The sequence below is a fragment of the Rhodococcus sp. Chr-9 genome (assembly GCF_000801125.1).
GTDB classification, from domain to species: Bacteria; Actinomycetota; Actinomycetes; order Mycobacteriales; family Mycobacteriaceae; genus Rhodococcus; species Rhodococcus pyridinivorans.
The window spans coordinates 45,090-65,761 of the sequence record NZ_JTIZ01000059.1 but is presented as its reverse complement, the minus strand read 5'-3'; the positions used below and the strand labels follow the sequence as shown (position 1 = coordinate 65,761).

15 protein-coding genes and 1 pseudogene are annotated in these 20,672 nt (G+C 63.8%); 10 read left to right on the top strand and 6 right to left on the bottom strand.

What is annotated here, in order from left to right:
* Nucleotides 1-20: 20 nt before the first annotated feature.
* Together QR64_RS07115 and QR64_RS07110 are read left to right on the top strand one after the other, a co-directional pair.
* Complete coding sequence (locus tag QR64_RS07115; RefSeq protein WP_052227226.1) at nt 21-854, top strand: alpha/beta fold hydrolase; 834 nt, start codon at nt 21-23, stop codon at nt 852-854.
* A gap of 135 nt (nt 855-989) precedes the next feature.
* Nucleotides 990-2,435 carry an NAD-dependent succinate-semialdehyde dehydrogenase gene (locus QR64_RS07110; RefSeq protein WP_039584682.1) on the top strand — a complete coding sequence of 482 codons (1,446 nt, stop codon included), beginning with the start codon at nt 990-992 and terminating at the stop codon, nt 2,433-2,435.
* Between the two features lie 111 nt (nt 2,436-2,546).
* Here QR64_RS07110 and QR64_RS07105 read toward each other — a convergent pair whose 3' ends face one another.
* On the bottom strand, nt 2,547-3,467 hold the full coding sequence (locus tag QR64_RS07105; RefSeq protein ID WP_039584681.1) for an MHYT domain-containing protein: 921 nt from the start codon (nt 3,465-3,467) through the stop codon (nt 2,547-2,549).
* 1,239 nt (nt 3,468-4,706) lie between these two features.
* Between QR64_RS07105 and QR64_RS07100 the strand changes: the two genes are divergently transcribed.
* The 3 genes from QR64_RS07100 to QR64_RS07090 all read left to right on the top strand — a co-directional run bounded on the left by QR64_RS07100 (nt 4,707) and on the right by QR64_RS07090 (nt 9,678).
* The gene (locus tag QR64_RS07100; protein WP_019288300.1) at nt 4,707-6,305 is read left to right on the top strand and encodes a flavin-containing monooxygenase; all 1,599 of its coding nucleotides are present in this window, start codon (nt 4,707-4,709) and stop codon (nt 6,303-6,305) included.
* 119 nt (nt 6,306-6,424) lie between these two features.
* Nucleotides 6,425-7,486, top strand: coding sequence for an alpha/beta fold hydrolase (locus tag QR64_RS07095; RefSeq protein ID WP_024102233.1), 1,062 nt, complete (start codon nt 6,425-6,427; stop codon nt 7,484-7,486).
* Nucleotides 7,487-8,169: 683 nt separating this feature from the next.
* Nucleotides 8,170-9,678 (top strand): sigma-54-dependent Fis family transcriptional regulator, encoded by a 1,509-nt coding sequence (locus QR64_RS07090; protein ID WP_228044734.1) that lies wholly within the window; start codon nt 8,170-8,172, stop codon nt 9,676-9,678.
* Nucleotides 9,679-10,005: 327 nt separating this feature from the next.
* Here the strand turns inward: QR64_RS07090 and QR64_RS07085 are convergent.
* Nucleotides 10,006-11,170, bottom strand: a pseudogene (locus QR64_RS07085) (serine hydrolase domain-containing protein); the annotation flags it as partial.
* A 127-nt stretch (nt 11,171-11,297) separates the two neighbouring features.
* Here QR64_RS07085 and QR64_RS07080 point away from each other — a divergent pair.
* The 5 genes from QR64_RS07080 to QR64_RS07055 all read left to right on the top strand — a co-directional run bounded on the left by QR64_RS07080 (nt 11,298) and on the right by QR64_RS07055 (nt 16,179).
* The gene (locus QR64_RS07080) at nt 11,298-12,194 is read left to right on the top strand and encodes an alpha/beta hydrolase fold domain-containing protein (RefSeq protein WP_039584680.1); all 897 of its coding nucleotides are present in this window, start codon (nt 11,298-11,300) and stop codon (nt 12,192-12,194) included.
* A 14-nt stretch (nt 12,195-12,208) separates the two neighbouring features.
* Nucleotides 12,209-13,297, top strand: coding sequence for a helix-turn-helix domain-containing protein (locus QR64_RS07075; RefSeq protein ID WP_037215951.1), 1,089 nt, complete (start codon nt 12,209-12,211; stop codon nt 13,295-13,297).
* 891 nt (nt 13,298-14,188) lie between these two features.
* The gene (locus QR64_RS07065; protein WP_039584677.1) at nt 14,189-14,803 is read left to right on the top strand and encodes a TetR family transcriptional regulator; all 615 of its coding nucleotides are present in this window, start codon (nt 14,189-14,191) and stop codon (nt 14,801-14,803) included.
* A gap of 459 nt (nt 14,804-15,262) precedes the next feature.
* Nucleotides 15,263-15,793: a MarR family winged helix-turn-helix transcriptional regulator gene (locus QR64_RS25675; protein WP_072740544.1), complete on the top strand. Its 531-nt coding sequence runs from the start codon at nt 15,263-15,265 to the stop codon at nt 15,791-15,793.
* A 26-nt stretch (nt 15,794-15,819) separates the two neighbouring features.
* Nucleotides 15,820-16,179, top strand: a complete 360-nt coding sequence (locus tag QR64_RS07055; protein ID WP_255312755.1) for a DUF5313 family protein — start codon at nt 15,820-15,822, stop codon at nt 16,177-16,179.
* Nucleotides 16,180-16,454: 275 nt separating this feature from the next.
* Here the strand turns inward: QR64_RS07055 and QR64_RS07050 are convergent, their stop codons facing one another.
* From QR64_RS07050 to QR64_RS07035, 4 genes are read right to left on the bottom strand one after another with little or no spacing between them, the layout of a single operon-like run.
* Nucleotides 16,455-17,789: an alkaline phosphatase family protein gene (locus QR64_RS07050; RefSeq protein WP_039584674.1), complete on the bottom strand. Its 1,335-nt coding sequence runs from the start codon at nt 17,787-17,789 to the stop codon at nt 16,455-16,457.
* On the bottom strand, nt 17,786-18,331 hold the full coding sequence (locus QR64_RS07045) for an adenylyltransferase/cytidyltransferase family protein (protein ID WP_006553299.1): 546 nt from the start codon (nt 18,329-18,331) through the stop codon (nt 17,786-17,788). The genes QR64_RS07050 and QR64_RS07045 overlap by 4 nt, the downstream gene beginning before the upstream one ends.
* A complete protein-coding gene (gene selD, locus QR64_RS07040; protein WP_039584672.1) occupies nt 18,328-19,404 on the bottom strand; it encodes a selenide, water dikinase SelD in 1,077 nt (358 codons plus the stop codon). Before selD ends, QR64_RS07045 begins: the two co-directional genes overlap by 4 nt.
* On the bottom strand, nt 19,401-20,651 hold the full coding sequence (locus tag QR64_RS07035; RefSeq protein WP_039584671.1) for an acyl-CoA dehydrogenase family protein: 1,251 nt from the start codon (nt 20,649-20,651) through the stop codon (nt 19,401-19,403). Before QR64_RS07035 ends, selD begins: the two co-directional genes overlap by 4 nt.
* Nucleotides 20,652-20,672 lie beyond the last annotated feature (21 nt).

Sequence of the window (20,672 nt, the reverse complement as noted above, 5' to 3'; positions counted from 1 at the left end):
TTCATGGCCCAGTGTTCAGGATGTCCACACTCCGGGGGGAATGCCCTAAGGTCTTCTACCTCGAGAACGGCACCGGCCAGCCGCTGGTGTGCCAGCACACCGCCGGCTGCCACAACCACCAGTGGCGCGGTCTGCTCGAAGACGAGGAGATCACCGCCAACTACCGTGTCATCGCCTACGACCTGCCGCGGCACGGCAAGTCCGATCCGCCGGAGAACACCGAATGGTGGACCGAGGAGTACCAGCTTTCCGCGGACCACTTCGCCAATTTCATCGTGGCGTTGTGCGACGCGCTCGAACTGGAGAACCCGATCTTCATGGGATCCTCGTTCGGTGGGAACATCGCCCTGCAGCTTGCGCTTCGGCACCCTGACCGCTTCGCCGGCGTCATCCCTGTCGAGGGTGCGGACTATTCGCCGGGCTTCTACCTCGACTGGTGGCAGCACCCCCACGCCAACGCGGCACAGGTCTGCGCGAGCGGCGTGTGGGACCTGATGGCACCTCAGTCGCCGGAGGCGGATCGCTGGAAGACCTGGTTCTACTACAGCCAGGGTTCCGAGTCCTTCCGCGGTGACCTGCACTTCTACTCGGTCGATCACGACCTGCGCGGAAAGCTCGCGGACATCGACGGTGACCGGTGCCCGGTTGTGATGCTGACCGGTGACTACGACTACCTCACCACCCCCGAGGACAGCGCCCGGACCGCGGCGCAGATCCCGAACGCCGAGTTCATCGAGATGAAGGAGATCGGCCACTTCCCGATGAGCGAAAACCACACTGTCTTCCGTGGATACCTCATCCGGGCACTCGAAACCCTCCAGGACAAGGCACGCAAGTCCATCACCACCAGCTAGTACCCGCTCGCCCGCTCGGGTGTGGCCACCGAACGCGCGTGGCTACACCCGAGCGACCTGCATCGGCCTCGGCTCCCGGTTCGGGTGCCGACTGGTCGGGCGTGGCGATGAACCTTCACACACTCGGCAGGAGCTATGACCCACACTCTCCCCGCGGGCGTCCCCACCCAACTCTGGGTCGGTGGAGAACTCGTCGATTCGTCTACCGGCACCACGTTCCCCGTAGAGGACCCCGCGACCGGTGCCGTGATTGCGCATGTCGCCGATGCCGCGCCCGAGGATGGACGCCGAGCTCTCGAACACGCCACTGCTGTGCAGGGGGACTGGGCGCGGACTCCCTCGCGTCGACGTGCCGAAATACTGCGCACCGCATTCGAACTCATCCACCAGCGGGCAGACGACCTCGCGCGCACCATCACTCTCGAGATGGGTAAACCGCTCCACGAGGCGTATGCGGAGATCGAATACGGCGCATCATTCCTGCACTGGTTTGCCGAGGAAGCGAACCGAATCAGCGGGCGAGTCTCGCCGTCCCCCTCGGGAACCGGCACCATCGTCGTCACCAGAGAACCGGTCGGGCCGGTACTGGCCATCACCCCCTGGAACTTTCCGTTGGCCATGGCCACGCGCAAGATCGGTCCAGCACTGGCGGCCGGATGTTCGATCATCGTCAAACCAGCGGCCGAAACGCCTTTGGCGATGCTGCTCGTCGGTCAGATTTTCGCCGATGCGGGTCTGCCCGAGGGTGTGCTGTCGATTCTGCCGACCTCCGATGCTGCAGCGCTGACCGCACCACTGATCGACAGTGCTGATCTGCGCAAGATCACGTTCACCGGATCCACCGGTGTCGGCAAGCTGCTGGTTCGTCAATCGGCGGATCGGCTCCTGCGGATGTCGATGGAACTCGGAGGCAATGCCCCCTTCCTCGTGTTCGATGACGCTGATGTCGATGCAGCGGTCGACGGCGCGATGGCTGCAAAATTCCGCAACGGCGGCCAAGCATGTACAGCAGCCAACCGATTCCACGTCGCACGTAGCGTCGCAGAAGAGTTCAGCGAGAAGTTCACCGCACGCATCGGTGCCTTGCGCACCGGACACGGTCTCGACGCAGGAACCGATATCGGACCGCTGATCACCGCGAAGCAGTGCGCCACCGTCGATGCTCTGGTCGAAGACGCCGTCGCGAAGGGTGCACGTATCCGCATCGGCGGTGGCCGTCCTGACGGGCCGGGAACGTTCTATTCCCCGACCGTTCTCGATGGCGTGAGTCCCGACGCGCGGCTGCTGCGTGAGGAGATTTTCGGCCCGGTAGCCGCGATCACCACCTTCGATACGGAGGACGAAGCGATCGCGGCGGCGAACAACACCGAATACGGCCTCGCTGCGTACTTCTACACCCAGAATCTCGACCGAGCGTCCCGAGTCGCCAACGCACTCGAGACCGGCATGGTCGGAATCAACCGAGGCATCATCGCCGACGCGGCCGCACCCTTCGGAGGGGTGAAGGAGTCCGGCTTCGGCCGCGAAGGATCGGTCGAAGGTATCGACGAGTATCTCGCCACCAAGTACATCGCACACTGATCACCGGTGGCAGCATCCAGACCGGCGAATGCCCCTGCCCTCAACAAACACTCGTGCGCCGGGGTCTGGTGAAGGACCCGCCGAACGGTGGGTCCTTCACCAGAGAGGTGGTTACCGCACTCGTTCGTGTGGCACTACCTGCACATCACCCTTGCGAAGGGGATCGGCAGGTCGACGCGGAACGTCCCGACCAGTGTCGAGTTCAGCTGTGGCCTCCTGCCCCCGGCCACCGGGGTAGGGGACAACATCATTGATCTCCGCGCTCCACGTGGCGATCGCTTCGTCGACCTCGGTGTCGGCACTCTGGCGAGCGAGCACCAATGCGACGAGCGGCGCGGCCAGTATGATCGTGCCGAAAATGTATGCCGGAAGCATCAAATCGAGGAGCGTCGCGCCCTCCGGCATGGTGGCCGTCGGGTCCAAGGACGCGTGAACTCCAGCCATGCCGGTGTAGTGCAATGCCGCCACTGCACAACCCATCACCAGCGCGCCGAGCAGACGGGTGGCTCGAATGAATGCCGTTCGTACCAACCACAACGCGGCGATGGACGCCCCGATCCCGATAGCCACCGAGGCGGCGACGAGTACCGGGTCGTGGGACAGTTCGCCGCGAATGCGGATAGCGGCCATGCCGCAGTAGTGCATCAGGCTCACCGCGACGCCCATCACGGCGCCGCCGATCAGTAACGCCGACCTGTCCAGGATCGGACGCCCGGCCAAGGCCCGTAGATCGACCAGCCACAGCCCGAACAGGGTCGCGCCGATAGCGATGACCGCCGAGAGGATCGTCAGCATCGGGTCGTAGCGGATGATGGTGCCGGGCACCGCGAAGCCCATCATGGCGATGAAGTGGGTCATCCAGATCCCGACACCGCCGATGGACAGGGCTGCCATCACCAACCAGCGCCAGCGCGTCGGACCGAGGGGGGTGGTAGCGGCTCGGCGAGCGCAGGACAGGCCGACGAAGGACCCGGCGATCGAGGTGCCGTAGGCGAGAAAGAGCACCCACAGTCCCAGATCGAAATGGTGCATTTCGTGTGACATCAGTGTTCCTTACCAAGGCACGCTCGAGCACCTGCGCCGGCGGTCGCGTGCCGAACCGTCCGGGCAGGACTGCGATCTCGGCCCCCCGAGCAGCGACAGCAGCGTACCTAACGCGACTTATGTTTCAAACCAGACCAAGACAACGGAGCGACCCGGACAGCCTCGCCTCCTCGGTCGCGGCGGTTCCTTCGCTGAATGGTTGCCGACTCGACGCGGCGCACCGTGAAGGGCTGTACGCCCGATCTCCCTCAGGCAGTCAAAGGTCGAGTTCGTCGGCTGCACGATGTATGGACGAGTCTGCGTCCATGTACGGACTAAGGCTGAGGCCGTAGCAAAAACGATTGGCCTCTCCTTCGGCGGACGCCGGCCGTGGCGGTGGCGGACGCCACGCTGTCCGTCGGTGTCGGATTCCCGCTCGTTTCCTTCCGTCATCGCGTTGAGTTCGATCGCGACCGGTGACGCGGCCGGTCGCCTGACCGCCGACGGGGCAATCGACGACTCCGGCCCCCTGCGCCGGAAGTGTCGTGCCCCGTCGGCTCTCCTCGTCAGCAGAAGATCGCCGACGAGAAGATCAGGCGGTGCTCGTGCAGATTATTCGTTTTCTGCAAGATCATGCGTATTTTGAACAGGCCCGGTCGGTCTGGTGTCCATGTTTCGTCGAATGTCCCCTTCGTTCGGGTCGTCGGGAGGCTGTGATTCGTCCCGTCTTCGTGGCGGATCCCGGCCGCAAGGGATCAGTCGATGTCAATTCGAATTGCAGCTACCAGAACAGAGTTCGGATTCTGTGGCAGCCAACGGTCGCGGTTGGAAGGCCGGAATGTGTCGGATCGCCGACTGTGTGCTCATATCGGTGCGACAGCGACCCGAATCGAGATCGCGATCGCGGCGGTGTCGAGCATGCGGCAAGATGGGTCCGGAACTGGACTGGTGGTAGAAATCATTGCGTAACAGTATATTCCGGATATATTGCAGGCCTCTGTGCCGAAGGTTGCCCACCGCGTCGTCGAAAACATCCCCCGAGTTGTAGATCGGTTCTGCTGGGGTGCTGGCGGTGCGAGAGGCGCCGGACTCGGTGATATCCGTGTCTGCGAAGCCGGGAAGTGTCCGAAGATGGGACAGCTGAGTGAGGCGCACATCACGATGATGGCTTCCACGTGACCTGAACTACAGAAAGGCTAGGACATGTCGCCTCACTCTTCCTCTGCGGTCGGACTTGCTGATACCGAGGTGTCACTCGAGCTGGACGCGTTGATCATCGGTGCGGGAGTCGCCGGCCTGTATCAGCTGCATCAGCTTCGCGAGCTGGGGCTGCGGGTGCGCGCCTTCGATACCGCCTCCGACGTCGGCGGCACCTGGTACTGGAATCGTTATCCGGGTGCTCGATTCGATTCGGAGGCCTACATCTACCAGTACCTGTTTTCCGATGAGCTGTACAAGAACTGGAGCTGGAGTCAGCGTTTCCCCGGCCAACCCGAGATCGAGCAGTGGTTGCATTATGTGACCGACAGTCTCGATCTGCGTCGCGACATCCAATTCTCGACGACGATCACCAGTGCGCATTACGTCGAGGACTCGAAGCGATGGATCGTGCGCACCGATCGCGGGGACACGATTGCCACCCAGTTCCTGATCACCTGCGCCGGCATGCTGTCGGCACCGATGTCGTCGGTGTTCGAGGGTCAGGAAAGCTTCGCCGGCCCGATCTTCCACACCTCTCGATGGCCGAAGGAGGGCGCCGATGTCGCGGGCAAGAAAGTTGCAGTGATCGGTGTCGGCGCCACCGGAATCCAGGTCATCCAGACCATCGCCGACAAGGTCGAACATCTGAAGGTGTTCATCCGTACACCGCAGTACGCCCTGCCGATGAAGAATCCGTCCTACGACGACCGGGATGTTGCCGCGTACAAGGAGCGCTTCGAGGAACTTCGCGCGACGTTGCCGCATACGTTCAGTGGCTTCGAGTACGACTTCGAGCATGCATGGGTCGACCTGACTCCCGAGCAACGGCGGAAAAGGCTCGAAGAGATCTATGACAACGGTTCACTCAAGCTCTGGCTCGCTTCTTTCGCGGAGGTGTTCTCCGATGAAGAGGTCAGTGAGCAGGTGTCCGAGTTCGTGCGAGAGAAGATGCGTGCGCGACTGAAGGATCCGAAGCTGTGTGAACTGTTGATTCCGACCGACTACGGCTTCGGTACACACCGGGTACCGCTGGAAACCAATTATCTCGAGGTCTACCACCGTCCGAATGTCGAAGCAGTGGGGGTGCGCACCAATCCGATCAGCCGAATCGTCCCGGAAGGGATCCTGTTGGACGACGGCACGCTGCACGAAGTCGACGTCATCATCCTGGCCACGGGATTCGATGCGGGATCCGGCGCGCTGACACGAATCGACATCCGTGGACGTGAGGACCGATCGCTCACGAGCGACTGGTCGCGTGACATCCGCACGACGATGGGCCTGATGGTGCACGGCTATCCCAACATGCTGACCACCGGTGCCCCACTCGCCCCCTCCGCGGCTCTGTGCAACATGACCACCTGTCTGCAGCAACAGACCGAATGGATCACCGAATGCATCCGGCACATGCGTGAGCACGGGTACACCGTCATCGAACCGACCGTCGAGGGTGAGGGCGAATGGGTCGCCCACCACGACGAAACCGCGAATGCCACGCTGATCTCGAAGACCAATTCCTGGTACAACGGCGCGAACGTTCCCGGAAAACCTCGTCGCGTGCTGTCCTACACCGGCGGGGTCGGCACCTATCGAGAACTCACTCTCGCGGCCGCCGCGGCCGGCTACAAGGGATTCCAGCTGAGCTGACCTTCTCGGATATCCGACCCCTGCGGTCGACCACTGCTCGTCTCACGGCGGCGTACGCACATGTCATCGGGTGAGCACGCGCTGCTACCGCTTTCTCATAGCTCAGGAGGACGATCTCGATGATCGACAACCCGTACTACACGCACGACTTCCACGGTGATTACGACCTGATCGGCATCGGAGCCCTCGACCTCGAGGAGGGTGGCTCGATCCCGGACTGCCGGCTCGCAGTGGCAACGTTCGGAACGCTGAACGAAGCCAAGGACAACGCAATCCTCATCCCCACCTGGTACTCGGGGACCCACCAGATCTGGCGCGACGCATACATCGGTCCTGACCATGCTCTCGACCCGAGCAAGTATTTCATCGTCTGCGTGGATCAGATCGGCAACGGTCTGTCGACGTCTCCCCACAACGCCACCGGCGTCAACGCAGAGATCGCCATGTCGAACTTCCCTCGTGTTCGGATCGGGGACAATGTCGTGGCCCAGGAGCGGCTGCTCCGGGAGCATTTCGGTATCGAACGCCTCGCGTTGGTGACGGGAGGCTCCATGGGAGCTCAACAGACCTACGAATGGGCAGTGAGGTTCCCCGACAAGGTTCTGCGCGCCGCACCGATTGCCGGTACGGCACGCAACACTCCCGGTGATTTCTTGATCGCGGAGATCATGCGCGAAGCGATCCTGTCGGATCCGGGCTGGAACGGCGGCGAATACACCTCGCATACGCAGGTCGTCGACGGCCTCACCAGGCAGGCTCACATCTGGGGAGTGCTCGGATTCTCGACCGAGTTCTGGAAGCAAGAAGTATGGCGAGCAATGGAGTTCGAATCCCTGGACGCGTTCCTGACCGGATTCCTCGAGCCCTACTTCACGGCGATGGATCCCAACGCACTCCTCACTCAATCCTGGGCCTGGCAACGCGGCGACGTCTCTCGGCATACCGGGGGAGACCTGGCCGCTGCACTCGGACGGATCACCGCCAAGACCTTCGTGATTCCCATCGACGAAGACCAGTTGTTCCCGGTCCGCGACTGTGCTGCCGAGCAGGAACTGATCAAGGGCAGTGAACTGCGCGTGGTCGAAGATGTGCTCGGGCATTTGGGCCTGTTCGCTGTCGCTCCGACCTACATGCCGCAGATCGACCGCCACCTTGCGGATCTTCTCGCGATCGAGGTCTGAAGCGGTGCCGCCACGACAACGGTTCACGTGGGCGGGACGGTAGTGAGTGTGCCCGCCGGCGGTCGTGGCGGCAGAGAACATCGAGATTCTTGCGCGGTTGCCGGCGATGTCGACCTCTATGCGTAGGGCGGGGCAGGTGATGGAACGGGCTCGGCTTCCCCTGGGGGGTGAAGCCGAGCCCGGTGATCCGGTCGCCGTCGACGACCTGACGTCAGTCTCCTGATGGTGGTGTGCACCCCGGATCGCGGCAGTCGGTGGTCCGAGGAGTAGGCGCGGTGCGGACCGCGAGTGCCGATCTCCGGCCGGCGGGGTGGCCGTACCCGCCCCGCTACTGCCGTTGGAGACGGCAGATCGATGTCCTATTCTGGGACATTCATAGAATGTGATGTGCGGCACATTGAGGGGGATGGCAGTACTGCGACCTGCAAGGAAATGTGATGGACAGTGATAACCGCCGGCGCCGCGTGACCACCGCCCGGCATCTCCATGACCTCGCCGGTTCCCCCTCCGAGGACGTCTCACCCCTCATCGCACAGTCATGGCGACGCTCACGTCAGGCGGGTGTCATCCCGGACGGCTCGCACCTTCCACAGCTGCAGTACGTCGAAGACCTCGATCTTCGCCGACGACTGGTGCGATGCGCCCTGCCGATCCTCGATCGGCTCCATGACGACCTGTCCGACATGTCCCTCAGTGTCGCGTTGAGTGACGAGCATGCGCGTGTGCTGGTCCGGCGGGACAATGATCCCGTCCTCGCCGCGAAGCTGGACAAGGTGTACTTCGCTCCCGGGTTCACCTACGCCGAAGAGCTCGTCGGTACCAATGGAGTGGGCACAGCCCTCGAGACCGGGATGGCCGTCTACGTCGACGGCGCTCAGCACTATCACGAATCGATCCAGTATTTCACCTGTGCCGGCGCGCCCATTCACAACCCCACCACCGGCCGTGTCGAAGGACTGATCGACATCACAGGCTTGACCCACACATCGAACCCGTTGATGCGCCAGCTCGCCCTTGGAGCGGCTCGTGATATCGAGTCGGCTCTTCGCGCCACGGGATCGATCAAGCAACAACTCGTGCTCGGCGAGTTCCTCGTCGCCTGTCGGCGCCGGCAGACGGCGGTGTACTCACTCAGTTGCGGTGTTTTCATGTCGAACGAGATCGGCTCGCGCCTTCTCGACCCGATCGACGAGGCTTTTCTCCGCGAGGAAGCACAGTCGATGCTCGATCCGTCACGAGTTGCCCAGTTCGACCTGCGCCTTCCGTCCGGAGGTAGCATCACCGTCAAGCGCACTCTCGTCGAACATGGCGGCGACATCGCCGGCATCGTCTTCGAAGTCGAGGCGACATCGTGTCCCACGAAGATCATGCAACCCCGGCGCACGGTTCCCGTGTTTCCGGGGGTGGCGGGGTCTTCGCTCCAATGGAACCGGTGTCGAGGGGAGTTGACGTCCCTCGCCGCGACAGATGCCAACGTGATCCTCAAAGGTGAACCAGGAAGCGGCAAACTCACTCTCGTTCGGGGCATGCACCTGTACAAGAATCCGCAGGCCCCGATTGTCGTCGTGGATTGCTCTGCTGAAAAGTCCGCTCACGAGGAATTGCGCACTGCGCTCGACTCCGCGGCGACCACGATCGTCCTTCGTCGCATCGACCGACTCGACGCGAGCACCGATGAGCTCTTTGCCGACCTCATATCCGCCGACCAGCACCGGTACCCCGCTCGGTGGATCGTCGCGACCACATCCACTGATGGGGAAGCACTTCAGGATTCTGCTCTCGCCGAGCATTTCATCGCCACCGTCGAGGTCCTCGCATTGCGTCATCACCCCGATGACATCCCGGACATCATCCGAATGCACCTTGCACCTCACCGCGAAACCGCTTTCAGCGACGACACGATGCGAACCCTGAAGAAGTACCACTGGCCCGGCAACGTCCGTGAACTGGTCGGCACTCTCAATCACGTACTTCGCGCCAAGCCCGCGGGAACGATCGCAGTAGCTGATCTGCCTCCAGCGCTCAGCTCCGCGCCTCGCCGGACGATGACGGCAATGGAAAGAGTCGAGCGCGATGCCATAGTGGCTGCGCTACGGGACAGCGGTGGCAATCGTGTCGCCGCCGCGAAATTGCTGGGGATCGCAAGGTCGTCTCTCTACCGCAAGATCGACACGTTCGGCATCCACGTGTGATCGCGCAGAATGCGTGATCCGAGAGTCGTCCTATGGCCTTGCGTGCGGTAGCGGTGACTGTCGGAAGGTGCGGCCCTCGCGGCAAGCCCGTGGGAGACGACGGTGTTCGCGCTCGACCTGTTGCACCCAGACCTCGAACAGCGTGGCAACACCACACCGCTGCGGGTGTTTCGACACCCGCAGCGGTGTGGTGTCCGTGCGTCGGGTGGGGATTTCACCCGATCTCGTTGATGTCGTCGTGTGGCTGTTCGGCGAGCGCGCCGGTTACGCGAGCGGTCAACGGATCGAGGTCGATGTCCGGTGCCGCGGCCCGGGATGGAACCGGGGTCAGGAAAGGGCTCGGTAGACGGCGGTCTCCATGTCGAGGTAACCACCGAGCGAGCTGGGGTCGGCGAACGGGAAGATCTGCGTCGCCCAGTAGCCTCCGATCTTGTTGTGCCGGTCGATCCAGTAGTAGAGGTTGGCCAGGCCTGCCCAGGCGAGAGAGCCTGCGGGACGGCCCGTGGGTGCTTCGGTTTCGTTGGTCATGAACGTGTAGCACCAGCCCTTGCGCTGGCCAGGGAAGAACTCGGCGTCGTTCGACAGAGACCTGATGACACCCGGAAGCATCTTCACGGTCAGGTCGCCGAGGTCGTTTCTGGTCGCCCACTCGACGGTGTCGGGGCGGAGGATGACGGTGCCGTCGTCTGCCTCGCCGTCGTTGAGCCACATCCGGATGAAGGCGAGGTAGTCACCGACGGTGGAGAACAGTCCGTGCCCACCCATGTCGACCTCGGGCGGGGTGGGGATGACGAAATCGGTGGCCTGGAGTCCGTCGTCGGTGCGCTGGTGCATGGTCGCCAGACGCGCGCGCATGTCGTCGGACGGAGTGAAGGACGTCGATGTCATGCCGAGGGGGTCGAGGACTCGTGTCTTCAGCGCCTCGCCAAGGCGGGTGCCGACGATGCCTTCGATCACCTGGCCTGCCCAGTCGATATTCGAGCCGTACTCCCACTGGGTGCCGGGATCGAACAGCAGCGGTGTCTCGAGCGCGTCCTTGGTGGCGGTGACGATGCTGGGCTGACCGTGGTTCTCGGCGAGGCGGTTGTACGTCTCGTTGAAGAAGTCGTATCCGAAGCCGGCGGTGTGCAGCAGTAGTTGGCGGGTCGTGATGTCGGTCTTCGGTGCTCGCAGCATCGGCTCGCCGTTCGAGTCGAAGCCCTCGATGACCTGGAGTTCGCCGATCGCGGGCGCGTACTCCTCGGCCGGGGAATCCAGGTCGAGATCACCGGATTCCACGAGTTGCAGCGCCACGGTGCCGGTGAGGGCTTTGGTGGTCGAGAAGATGCTGAAGACGGTGTCATCGGTCATCGGTTGATCGTTGTCGACAGACCGTACCCCAGCGGACTCGATGAACAGGGTTTCCTGGTCGTTCGTCATGCCCGCTACTACTCCGGGCACGGCACCGCTGTTCACCGTGGTGTGGATGACTTCGCGGGCTGAGTCGACGACGNGGGTCCCTCGGTCGAGCGGCCGCCGTATCCTCGATGCGAGTCTTCGAGGAGGTGACGATGGCCCGAGCCGTGCCCCGTCCACCATTCGATGCCGAACTCAAGGCGGGATTGGCTGTGGTAGGCGGTATGTTCCCTCCGACCATCACTGCGGACCTGATCGAGTTCATGCGTACGTCCTATGCGTCCCCTCCGATGGACGAGGAATTCGACCGCCGACGGATCGCGGTGAACGACGTGACCTTCCCCGGGGGTGATGGCGCTGCCGTCAACGCTGCGGTGCTTCGTTCCCGGGACTTCAGCGGGCCCCGTCCTGCGGTGCTGTACGCGCACTCCGGAGGATTGATGTTCGGAGACATGTTCAGCGGCCTGGACCTGGTGCTGGACTGGGTGACCGAACTGGGGGCGGTTCTTGTCACGGTCGAGTATCGTTTGGCCCCTGAGTATCCCGACCCCTACCCGCGTGAGGACATGTATGCCGCCCTGGAGTGGTTGGCTGCGCATGTCACCGATCTGGACGTGCGGGCGGACCGGATCCTGGTCGCAGGTGCCAGCTCCGGTGGCGGACTGGCAGCCGGTCTCGCGCTGGCTGCGCGGGACCGCGGTGGTCCCCGGTTGTGTGGGCAGGTGCTCGACTATCCGATGCTCGACGACCGGTGCACGACCGCTTCGATCGAGCAGTTCGACGGTATCGGTGTGTGGGACCGGATCAGCAACGAAACCGGCTGGACCGCCCTGCTGGGTGAGCAGCGGGGCACCGACCTTGTCTCGCCGTATGCAGCCCCGGCCCGCGCGCAGAATCTGCGCGGATTGCCGCCGGCCTTCATCGACGTCGGTGCGGCCGAGATCTTCCGGGACGAGGCGATCGGCTATGCCAACAGGATCTGGCAAGCCGGTGGCGATGCCGAGTTGCACGTATGGTCCGGCGCCTTTCACGCGTGCGACATTTTCGCCCCGCACACCAGCGTGGGCCGGTCCATGATCCGGACCCGCAACACCTGGGTCGAGAAAATCCTTGCGGACTGAGGGCAGGAACGAATATGCAAGAGCTACTCGGACGGATCGCCCGCCTCGATCCCAGCGCCAGTTTGGGTCTGCGTGTCATCGCGTGCTTCGACGAGTTGATCGTCGGCAACGTCAACACCCGTGCCCTGCTCGCAACCGCTGCCGCGCTGGCCGGTTGTACTGCAGGGTTCCGGCAGAGCGTCCCGCCGCGGACTCTACGAGTCACTCCGAAAGGTGAAGCAGTGCAGGGTCAATCGCCGACAGATCCTTCGAACCTGCACGTGGCGTCGGAGGACGGCATCGACGTCTGGCTCGAACGCGACGGTGCTGCTGGGCCGAACGACGCACTCATCCTCGAGCGCTTGGCACTGGCTGTGCGGATCCGGAACGGGCGTGGAGCCCGGGAGATCGACAATCGCCGCCACCTCGGCATACTCACCGGTCGCGAGAGCATTCCCGACGAGCGCTTGACCGCGGCGAGTGCGCTCGGATTGTCGGCAACGGGCCTGTATCGCCTCGTTGTGGCACCGCTGTTCGCGGTGTGGCGCAATCATCCCGCCGGCCCGGAGGACGTGATCGCCACCCCGTTCGGTCCGGTCCACGCCATCGTTGTGCCGGAGCGGTACCCGCCGTTCGGCGCTTCGCCGTGCGGTATCGGAACAGCCACGCCGCCGGACTCGTTGGATCGGTCGTTCCGGACCGCGATGGTCGCTCTGCGCCTGTGCCGAACCCCGAAGGAACCCCAGGTTGTGGCCGACTCCTACGGGGGTCTGATCGAACTGCTTGCCGACGCCGATGAGCACGCTCCGCACAGCGACGCCGACCGTGTCGAGGCCATCGCACACTACGCCTGGGGGATGGAGACGATCGATGCCGTCGTCGCTGCGCAGTCCGTTCGGGAAGCGGCGCGACTGCTCAACATCCACCACAGCACGCTTCAGAGCAGGATCGATACCATCACTGCGACACTCGGTTTCAACCCGTTCGAGGGATTCGGGCGCAGCCGGCTCGGGGCAGCGTTCCTGCTGCATCGCTTGCGTACGTCGACGGTCCTCGACCTGCCGGCGGCTGCGGCACCCGGCAATGTCGCCGTGCTCGGTCCTGCTCGCCGCGCGACGGTATGAGGCCGTCAACGCTTCATGATGTGGTCTCGGTCATCTCGGTGCCGGTTCGGTGCGTTGGCGTGTCGGTGATCGCCGGAAGCGGCACAGCGTTGTGCGGGTGATGTCCCTGCGACGTCAGCTCCGGGCGACGGAGCCGTCTTCATCCCAGCCGGGCAGGGCCGGCACTCGGGTGGCGAGGGCGGTATCGGCGACGATCAGTACGACTGCGATTGCGCGAGCCAGAGGCCGGATTACGAGGCTGGAAATCATCAGAGAACGGTCTTCCTTGGTCGTATGTCGTTCGGTGGAGCCGAGGCGTCCCGTCGGGAGAACGGGTCTGCCGATCGCGATCAGACCTGCCATCTACGTGCCGGAGGTGATCGTCCGGGCGGTTCAGCTCGGACGACAGCAGCGGTAATCGAGCATTCAACTATAATTATGCTACCCGGTTCCGAAAATCAAGTCGATCATGCCCGGCGCCGAACGAGCAGTCGGACTCCCGAATCGGTCTCTGTGAGCGGCACTGCCCTCGTTCGTGGGAAAGCGTAAAGAGGATTCCGATAAGGGAGAGCGCTCCGACGGTGGGAGCGATCGGCGTACCGGCTGTCCCGCAAGCAAACGCCGACGAACGGCATCGATGGGGCATGGCGGGCCCCTCAATCGAACGGATAGGACACAACCCGCCCTACACGGGTCGGTGTGGAAGTTCCCGGANTGCCCGTTGGAGGGGGGACAGGCAGGGCATCCGGGACGGGGTCGGTTCACCGACCGGGAACCACGGTCCGCCTACAGGGGGTGACGGATCGTGGTGGTGTTGCAAGATCATGTTTATCGGTCACATCGCGCGTCGCCTATATTTACGGTACCGAGTACCCAAAATCAAGTCTCGGGTCGAAAAGAGGGGGGAATGCGATGGCTACCGGCAGACGTGGGCGTCCTCAGGTGTCGTCTCGCGCGCAGGTCGAGGTCGCCGCGTTCGAACTGTTCCTCGAACGAGGCTATGCGGAGACGTCGATCATGGATATCGTTGCGGCCGCGGGGATCAGCAAGACCACCTTCTTCCGGTACTTCTCCAGCAAAGCGGCACTCGTGTGGTTTCCTTTCGAGGAAAGTACCCGCGACCTCCAGCGCTCCTTCGGCACGGTTGACGACGAGGTGCCGGTCATGGAGGCGATCCGGGTCGGGGTGATCGATACGGTAGCGGCCCGACTCGACGACGAGGGCGTCTGGACCGCCCAGATTCGGATCCTCGACGCCTCACCGGAATTGCAGGCCGAGGGTGCTCAACGGTGGTTGGTGTGGTCCGAGGTCGTCTCGACGTTCGTTGCGTCCCGTATCGGTACGCGTCCGGCGGCGGTGGTGCCGGCTGCTGTCGGGGGTGCGGTGCAGTCCGTGGTGCTCGCCGTCCTGCGCGAGGGAGTGAGGTCTCCCGCATCCCCCGGTGAGGTGTTGACCACGCTCGATAAGTCGTTGACTTCGCTGGGGTACAGCCTGCAGAAGTGGATCGACGAACAACCTTACAAGTAAGGCGCATCGGCCTCCTCTGCAGTGGCGGACCTACGTGCGGGATGTACCCGAGGTCCAGTGACGTGCGCATCATCGATGTACCGGATCGATGTACCGGATCGATGCACCGCCGGTGGCGGTGGTGGTCTGCCCCCGGACGGGACCCACCGTTTCCCGACCCGTCGCCGTCCGGAATGCCGGCCGTCGATCGTGAGGCGCCGCATCGTGCCGACCCGCAGGCCAGGCAGGGTTCGTCGCCGCTCGACCCAATGGGAACTGATGAAGTATCTGGCCGGTGATGCGCGTGGCGCCGTTGGGTTCGGTATTCGCGACACTTCGAGGGATCGGAGTGGGTGCGCAGGTGCGAGGCGCACTTGTTCGGATATCGAACTGCATCGCAGGTCGTGCCGGTGATGCACATCTCAAATATTGCTCGCACACGATTCGTTCGCGCACGACTGAGTCCGGTATGCTCGTCCTGTGACCACAGGTGACCTCGCTTCGATCGGGAACGACGACCTCCTGGCGTTGGACCGGCAGGTCTGCTTCGCGCTTGCCGTTGCCAACCGGGCCGTCCTGGCTGTCTACCGGCCTATCCTCGAGCCTCTAGGCCTCACTCACCCGCAATACCTGGTGATGTTGGCGCTGTGGGAGAAAGCTCCGATGTCGGTCAAGGCGATCGGCGAAGCGCTGGCTCTGGACTCGCCCACGCTCTCGCCTTTGTTGAAGCGCCTCGAAGCCTCACAGCTGATCACTCGTTCGCGCAGTCGTGTAGACGAACGTCAACTGGTCATCGATCTCACTGCCCAAGGTCGAGCCCTGCGGAACGAAGCCCAGAAAGTCCCGGTCGCCGTGGTCGAGAAGCTCGGTGTTTCGCCGGCGGAGCTCCAGGAGCTGCATCGGGCACTGACCCTTCTCAATGATGCTGCAGCACATGCAATAACCAGTTCGGATCGACGTCCGTCCCGAGATCCATCCGAGCCACCGGATACAACGAAGGGAACGCTGTGACGACCCCACTTCGCACACGACCTACCGTGATTCAGCGCCTGGCCTATGTGGTTGGCCGCCCCTTGCCTCCGCAGATGCAGGACTGGGTCCGTAACGACATCCTGGGGCCGGGTGGCGTGCGCCGATATCTTCTTCGGTGGAATGTGCCGGTCATCCCGCTGCTGCTGTTGTTCCTGCTGATCCCGGGACCGGTATGGATTCCCGTCTCGATGATGATGTTGCTGCTCTTGCCCTGGATGTACTTTTCTGTGGCGTTGATGAGCATCTGGCAACGTCATCGACTCCAGCAACACGGTCTCGATCCGGATCTGCTCAGTGCGAAGGCACAGGCGCGCGCCTCGCGTGAACGCGAGGATTACGAACGCCGGTTCGGTCGCGCAGCCTAGACAGTATGGGCAGCTCTGAACGCGGAGTCAGGGTTGCGGACCGGCGCCTATCTCACCCACGTTGGCGGATTGCCGGGCGGCAGGGCCCCTGCCCGGCTTTTGCGGCGGTGGTGGGATGCCCCGGCATCGAGGCACGACCGCACGGTCTACGGCCGATTTCGGTACCGCACACGGTGCACGAGGGGCGTCCTCGTGTAACCGGTGAGTGAGTGGTGCACGTGGCGGCGACAGTCGTCGTTCGGCGTAGCGGTGCTGTGCAGACAGGGAAAGGAAGGTCAGCCCGCCGGCATCGCGGCAGGGCTATCAGGCAACGCGAGGGTCTGTCGCGGAGTTGCTCGGTGGCCGAGGAACACCGGCCGATTCGCGTGACCGAACAACAGGGGAAGCAGGTCGCGGGCAGCGACGGTTCCGTACCAGCCGCGGTGCGCGAACGATTCCCCGAATCGAGTGACTGCGTCGGGCCGCACGGTGGGGCCGACGACGAGGAGCGGGGTGGGGTCGGCGGTGTGCAGGACGCCGTCGACCGAGGGAGTGGCGTGATCGCCGGTGATCGCGATAACGGCGCGATCCGACAAGGACTCGAAGCGTTCGAACGCCGGGTCGAGCGCTTCGAGGACGTCCAGCTTGGCGCGTGGCTGTTTGGTGTGCCCGGCCTCGTCGGTGGCCTTGGTGTGGATGTGGACGAAGCGTGCACCCTCGTCGATCAAGTGCTCGGCCGCCTCGATACGTGTGGTCATATCCACACCGTGATCGGTGGCGGGAGGCAGGTGATGGTGCCGCATCCCGAGGAGCCCAGCGATGCCCCGATAGAGGCAGGTGCTGGTGACGGCAGCTCCTGCCACGCCGGCGTGGGTGAGGAAATCCGGCACGGGTCGCCGGCTGCCCGACCATTTGGTGGTCATGACGTCGAGAGCGGGGCGTCCGTCGGCGGCGCGTACTGCGTTGACCGGACTCGTGAGGAGATGACGCCGGGCGGTCAGCAGCAGTTCGTTGAGGTGTTCGGCCAGATCTGTCGCCTCCGGACCGGCCGATGTGACCTGCAACCAAGGGTGGAAGTCTTCGAAGAAGGGGTCCGAGTCGGTGACGTCGCCGCGGGTGTGGTGCGGGAGGACGAGCACCGCTTCCCCTCGACCGACCGGATGAAGCTGCGCGTCGGCCTTGTCGAACAGCGGTGCCAGTTCCTCGAATAATCGATCGGCGTCGGCAGCGTCGTCCTTACCTACGCGCCCGGTGATCCATACCTGTCCGTTCTGGACGCAGGACGTGCGTAGTGCGGCAAAAGTGGTCGCGGCGTCGAGCGGTAGGTCGATGCCCGCGCCGACTCCTTCGAGGACGGCACGTCCGGGAAACGGTATGTCGGAGTATCCGAACATGGCCCAATGGGCCAGTTCGGAGGCGGGGGCGCGTCCCCATCCGAACGGTATGTGCCACCCGCTGCTCCCGCGGGCGGTCAATCGGTCGAGGACGGGGGTGCGTGCCGCCTCAGCGGGGGTCCGGCCCGACAACTCCGGGACGGGTCGGTCCCCGAGCCCGTCGAGAGTGACCAGGATGACGGGCATCCGATCGTCGTCGAGGCGGGGCTGGGTTTCGCCGTAGCCGGGCATCCTCATGGCTGTTCCTCCAGCACGCTCGTGGCGATGAGCTCGCTGAGCAACGCCACGGTGGCTGCGGGCACGTGGTGTCGCCAGCTGTCGTCACCGGCCAGCATCGCCTGGCGGATGTCGGTCGCGTTCAGCTTGGTTACCGGGTCGCCGTCGACGACGGTTACCGCGTAGCCGGCCTGCGCGAGCCATCTGGCTTTGTCGTGTTCCCAGTCGCTGAAAACCCGCACGAAATGCCGTGCCGAGTGGGGTACATACTGCGGCCAGAGCTGCGGTTGGGTCAGGTCGAACGGCACGATGGTCACTCGTCCGGCCCGGACGTGGTCGGTCAGGGCAGCGTCGAGCAGGCGGGCCCGCTCGAAGTAGGTGAACGGATTGGCCGCCCGGGTGTGTCGGTGCGCCGAACTTGCTTCTTCGTGGTGTGCGCTCGGATCCGGGTTGGTGATCGCCACCACCAGGTGATCGCACTCGTTCAGGGCGATCTCGAACAGTTCCATGTGCTGATTGTGCACAGGCTGGAATCGGCCGGTGACACAACCGAATTCGGTCATCGTGTGCTCGTTTCAGCAGTGACGACGCCGGGACGGCCGTCGTCGACGAAGTCACCGATCACGCAGGCATGGGCATCACCGCCGGCGCGCAGAGCGGCAACGACCGAGGCGGCATCGTGGGGTGGAACGGCCAGAAGCAGCCCCCCGGAGGTTTGGGCGTCGGCCAATAGGAGCTGCTGCTCCTGCGGGAGCGAAGAAGGCTCGAACCACCCTTTCCGCAGTGCATTGACCAATGTCCTGCGGCTTCCGTCGGGAGAACAGCCGTCGGCGATCAGAGCCGTAACTCCGGGCAGAAGAGGAACTCGGTCGATGTCGATGCGAGCTCCGAGGCCGGCCGCGGCCGCCATCTCGTGCAGGTGGCCGATCAATCCGTAGCCGGTGATGTCGGTCGCTCCTTTCAGCCCGGCCTCACTGGCGATCCGGCTGGCCGAGGAGTTCAACCTGGTCATGCTCGCGACTGCAGCGGTACGTGAGTTCTGCGGGGCTTGACCACGTTTGATTGCGGTACTGATGATGCCGACCCCGATGGGTTTGGTCAGCACCAGTAGATCGCCGGGGCGAGCGCCACCTTTGGTGAGGATCTTGTCGCGCTCGACCTCACCGATCGCGACGAGGCCGTATTTGGGGATGGGGTCGGTGATGCTGTGGCCGCCGACGACCAGAGCGCCGGCGGCGGAGACAGCATCCGCGCCGCCGTGGAGAACCTTGTTCAACATGTCCGCGCCGAGGTCGGTGGGCCAGGCAAGGATGTTGAGGGCGATCAGGGGGCGGCCGCCCATCGCGTACACATCGGACAGGGCATTGGTGGCGGCGATCCGGCCCCAGTCGCGGGGGTCATCGACGAGGGGAGTGAGGAAGTCGGTGGTGACGATCCATGCCTTCGTGTTGTCGATGGCGTAGACGGCAGCGTCGTCAGGGGTGTCGAGTCCGATCAGCAATCCGGACTCGTCCGACTGGGGAACTCCGGCCTGTCGCATCATGGTGACTACGTCGTCGAGCATCGACTGTGGGAGTTTGCAGGCGCATCCTCCGCCATGGGAATACTCGGTCAGGCGGCGCATCGTGGTGGTCATGACACTGCTGCTTCGCGGAGTAGGCCACGGGCGATGGCGTTGAGCTGCACTTCGGAGGTGCCAGCGGGGATCCGCAGGTTGCGGGCCACTCGGAAGAGTTTTTCTTCCGGGGAGCCACGCAGCAAACCGTTGGCGCCGTGGACCTGGATTGCACTGTCGGCCAGGCGGTAGAACGCCTCGTCATTGATGATCTTGAGGAGGCTGATCAGGCGCGGCGCTTCCTTGTGCAGTGGGATCTCGAACGCGCCCCACTGGTCGAGTTCGGCTTGTGCGACCAGGGAGGTCGAGCGTGCTTGGTAGAACTCGAGAGCCATGCGGGCGATCAGGTGCTGGATCGATTGCAGATCACCGATGGGGCGGCCACCGGATTTGCGTTCCTGCGATCGGGAGATCGCTCGTGTGATGAGCCATTGGCCCCATCCGGAACACATGCCACCGCGGCACAATCGCCGCCAGTTGATCCAGGACATGGCCAGGGCGAAGCCGTCGCCCACCTCACGGACGATGTTCTCCGCAGGCACCCGCACATCACGGAATTCGAGTTCGCCGGTGAGTCCGTCGTCCATCATGGTCGGCAGGTCGGGGCCGCGCTCGAGACCGGGGGTGTCGGCATCGACGAGGAACATCGTCAACGACCGGGTTCCGGCGCCGGGTTCGGTGACGGCGACGACCTGGTATACGTCGGCGAAATGGGAATTGGTGATCCATGCTTTGCGGCCGTTGATGATCCAGTCGCTGCCGTCTTGTTTCGCCCAGGTCTCCATACCCAGGACATCAGTGCCGACATTGGGTTCGGTGTTGGCGAACGCAGCAGTGATCTGACCTTTGATCAACGGCGTGAGATACCGCTCCCGCATCGCTTCCGACATGTGCTCGCTCGCGGGGTTCGGGCCCTCTGTCCATGCAAGGGCGGCCAAACCGAGCCCGAGACCGGAATGGCGGTAGACGAATTCCTCGACGTGGTGCATCTCCACGCGGTTGAATCCACCGCCGCCGAGTTCGGCACTGATGTGTGGGGCGTACAGGTTCAGGGCGCCGGCGCGCCGTTGCACCTCACGGCGAGCCTCCCACACGATCGGGTGCATTCGGCCTTCACTGTCGAGCTTCGGTTGTCCGGCAGTGCCGACGTTGTGCTTCGCGAGTTCCTCTTCGAGTGGAGGGACGTCCTCGTCGAGGAACTCGCGAAAACGGTCGGTGTACTCCTGCACCCGGGCGGTAGGAGCGATCGACATGGAGTGTTCGGTCATCGTCTCTCGATTCTGTTTCAG

What these genes read in the sequence shown, in the direction of transcription:
- QR64_RS07115 (WP_052227226.1), top strand. Translation starts at nt 21, where the DNA reads ATGTCCACACTCCGGGGGGAATGCCCTAAGGTCTTCTACCTCGAGAAC.
- QR64_RS07110 (WP_039584682.1), top strand. Translation starts at nt 990, where the DNA reads ATGACCCACACTCTCCCCGCGGGCGTCCCCACCCAACTCTGGGTCGGT.
- QR64_RS07105 (WP_039584681.1), bottom strand. Translation starts at nt 3,467, where the DNA reads ATGCACCATTTCGATCTGGGACTGTGGGTGCTCTTTCTCGCCTACGGC.
- QR64_RS07095 (WP_024102233.1), top strand. Translation starts at nt 6,425, where the DNA reads ATGATCGACAACCCGTACTACACGCACGACTTCCACGGTGATTACGAC.
- QR64_RS07090 (WP_228044734.1), top strand. Translation starts at nt 8,170, where the DNA reads ATGTCCCTCAGTGTCGCGTTGAGTGACGAGCATGCGCGTGTGCTGGTC.
- QR64_RS07080 (WP_039584680.1), top strand. Translation starts at nt 11,298, where the DNA reads ATGTTCCCTCCGACCATCACTGCGGACCTGATCGAGTTCATGCGTACG.
- QR64_RS07075 (WP_037215951.1), top strand. Translation starts at nt 12,209, where the DNA reads ATGCAAGAGCTACTCGGACGGATCGCCCGCCTCGATCCCAGCGCCAGT.
- QR64_RS07065 (WP_039584677.1), top strand. Translation starts at nt 14,189, where the DNA reads ATGGCTACCGGCAGACGTGGGCGTCCTCAGGTGTCGTCTCGCGCGCAG.
- QR64_RS07050 (WP_039584674.1), bottom strand. Translation starts at nt 17,789, where the DNA reads ATGAGGATGCCCGGCTACGGCGAAACCCAGCCCCGCCTCGACGACGAT.
- QR64_RS07045 (WP_006553299.1), bottom strand. Translation starts at nt 18,331, where the DNA reads ATGACCGAATTCGGTTGTGTCACCGGCCGATTCCAGCCTGTGCACAAT.
- selD (WP_039584672.1), bottom strand. Translation starts at nt 19,404, where the DNA reads ATGACCACCACGATGCGCCGCCTGACCGAGTATTCCCATGGCGGAGGA.
- QR64_RS07035 (WP_039584671.1), bottom strand. Translation starts at nt 20,651, where the DNA reads ATGACCGAACACTCCATGTCGATCGCTCCTACCGCCCGGGTGCAGGAG.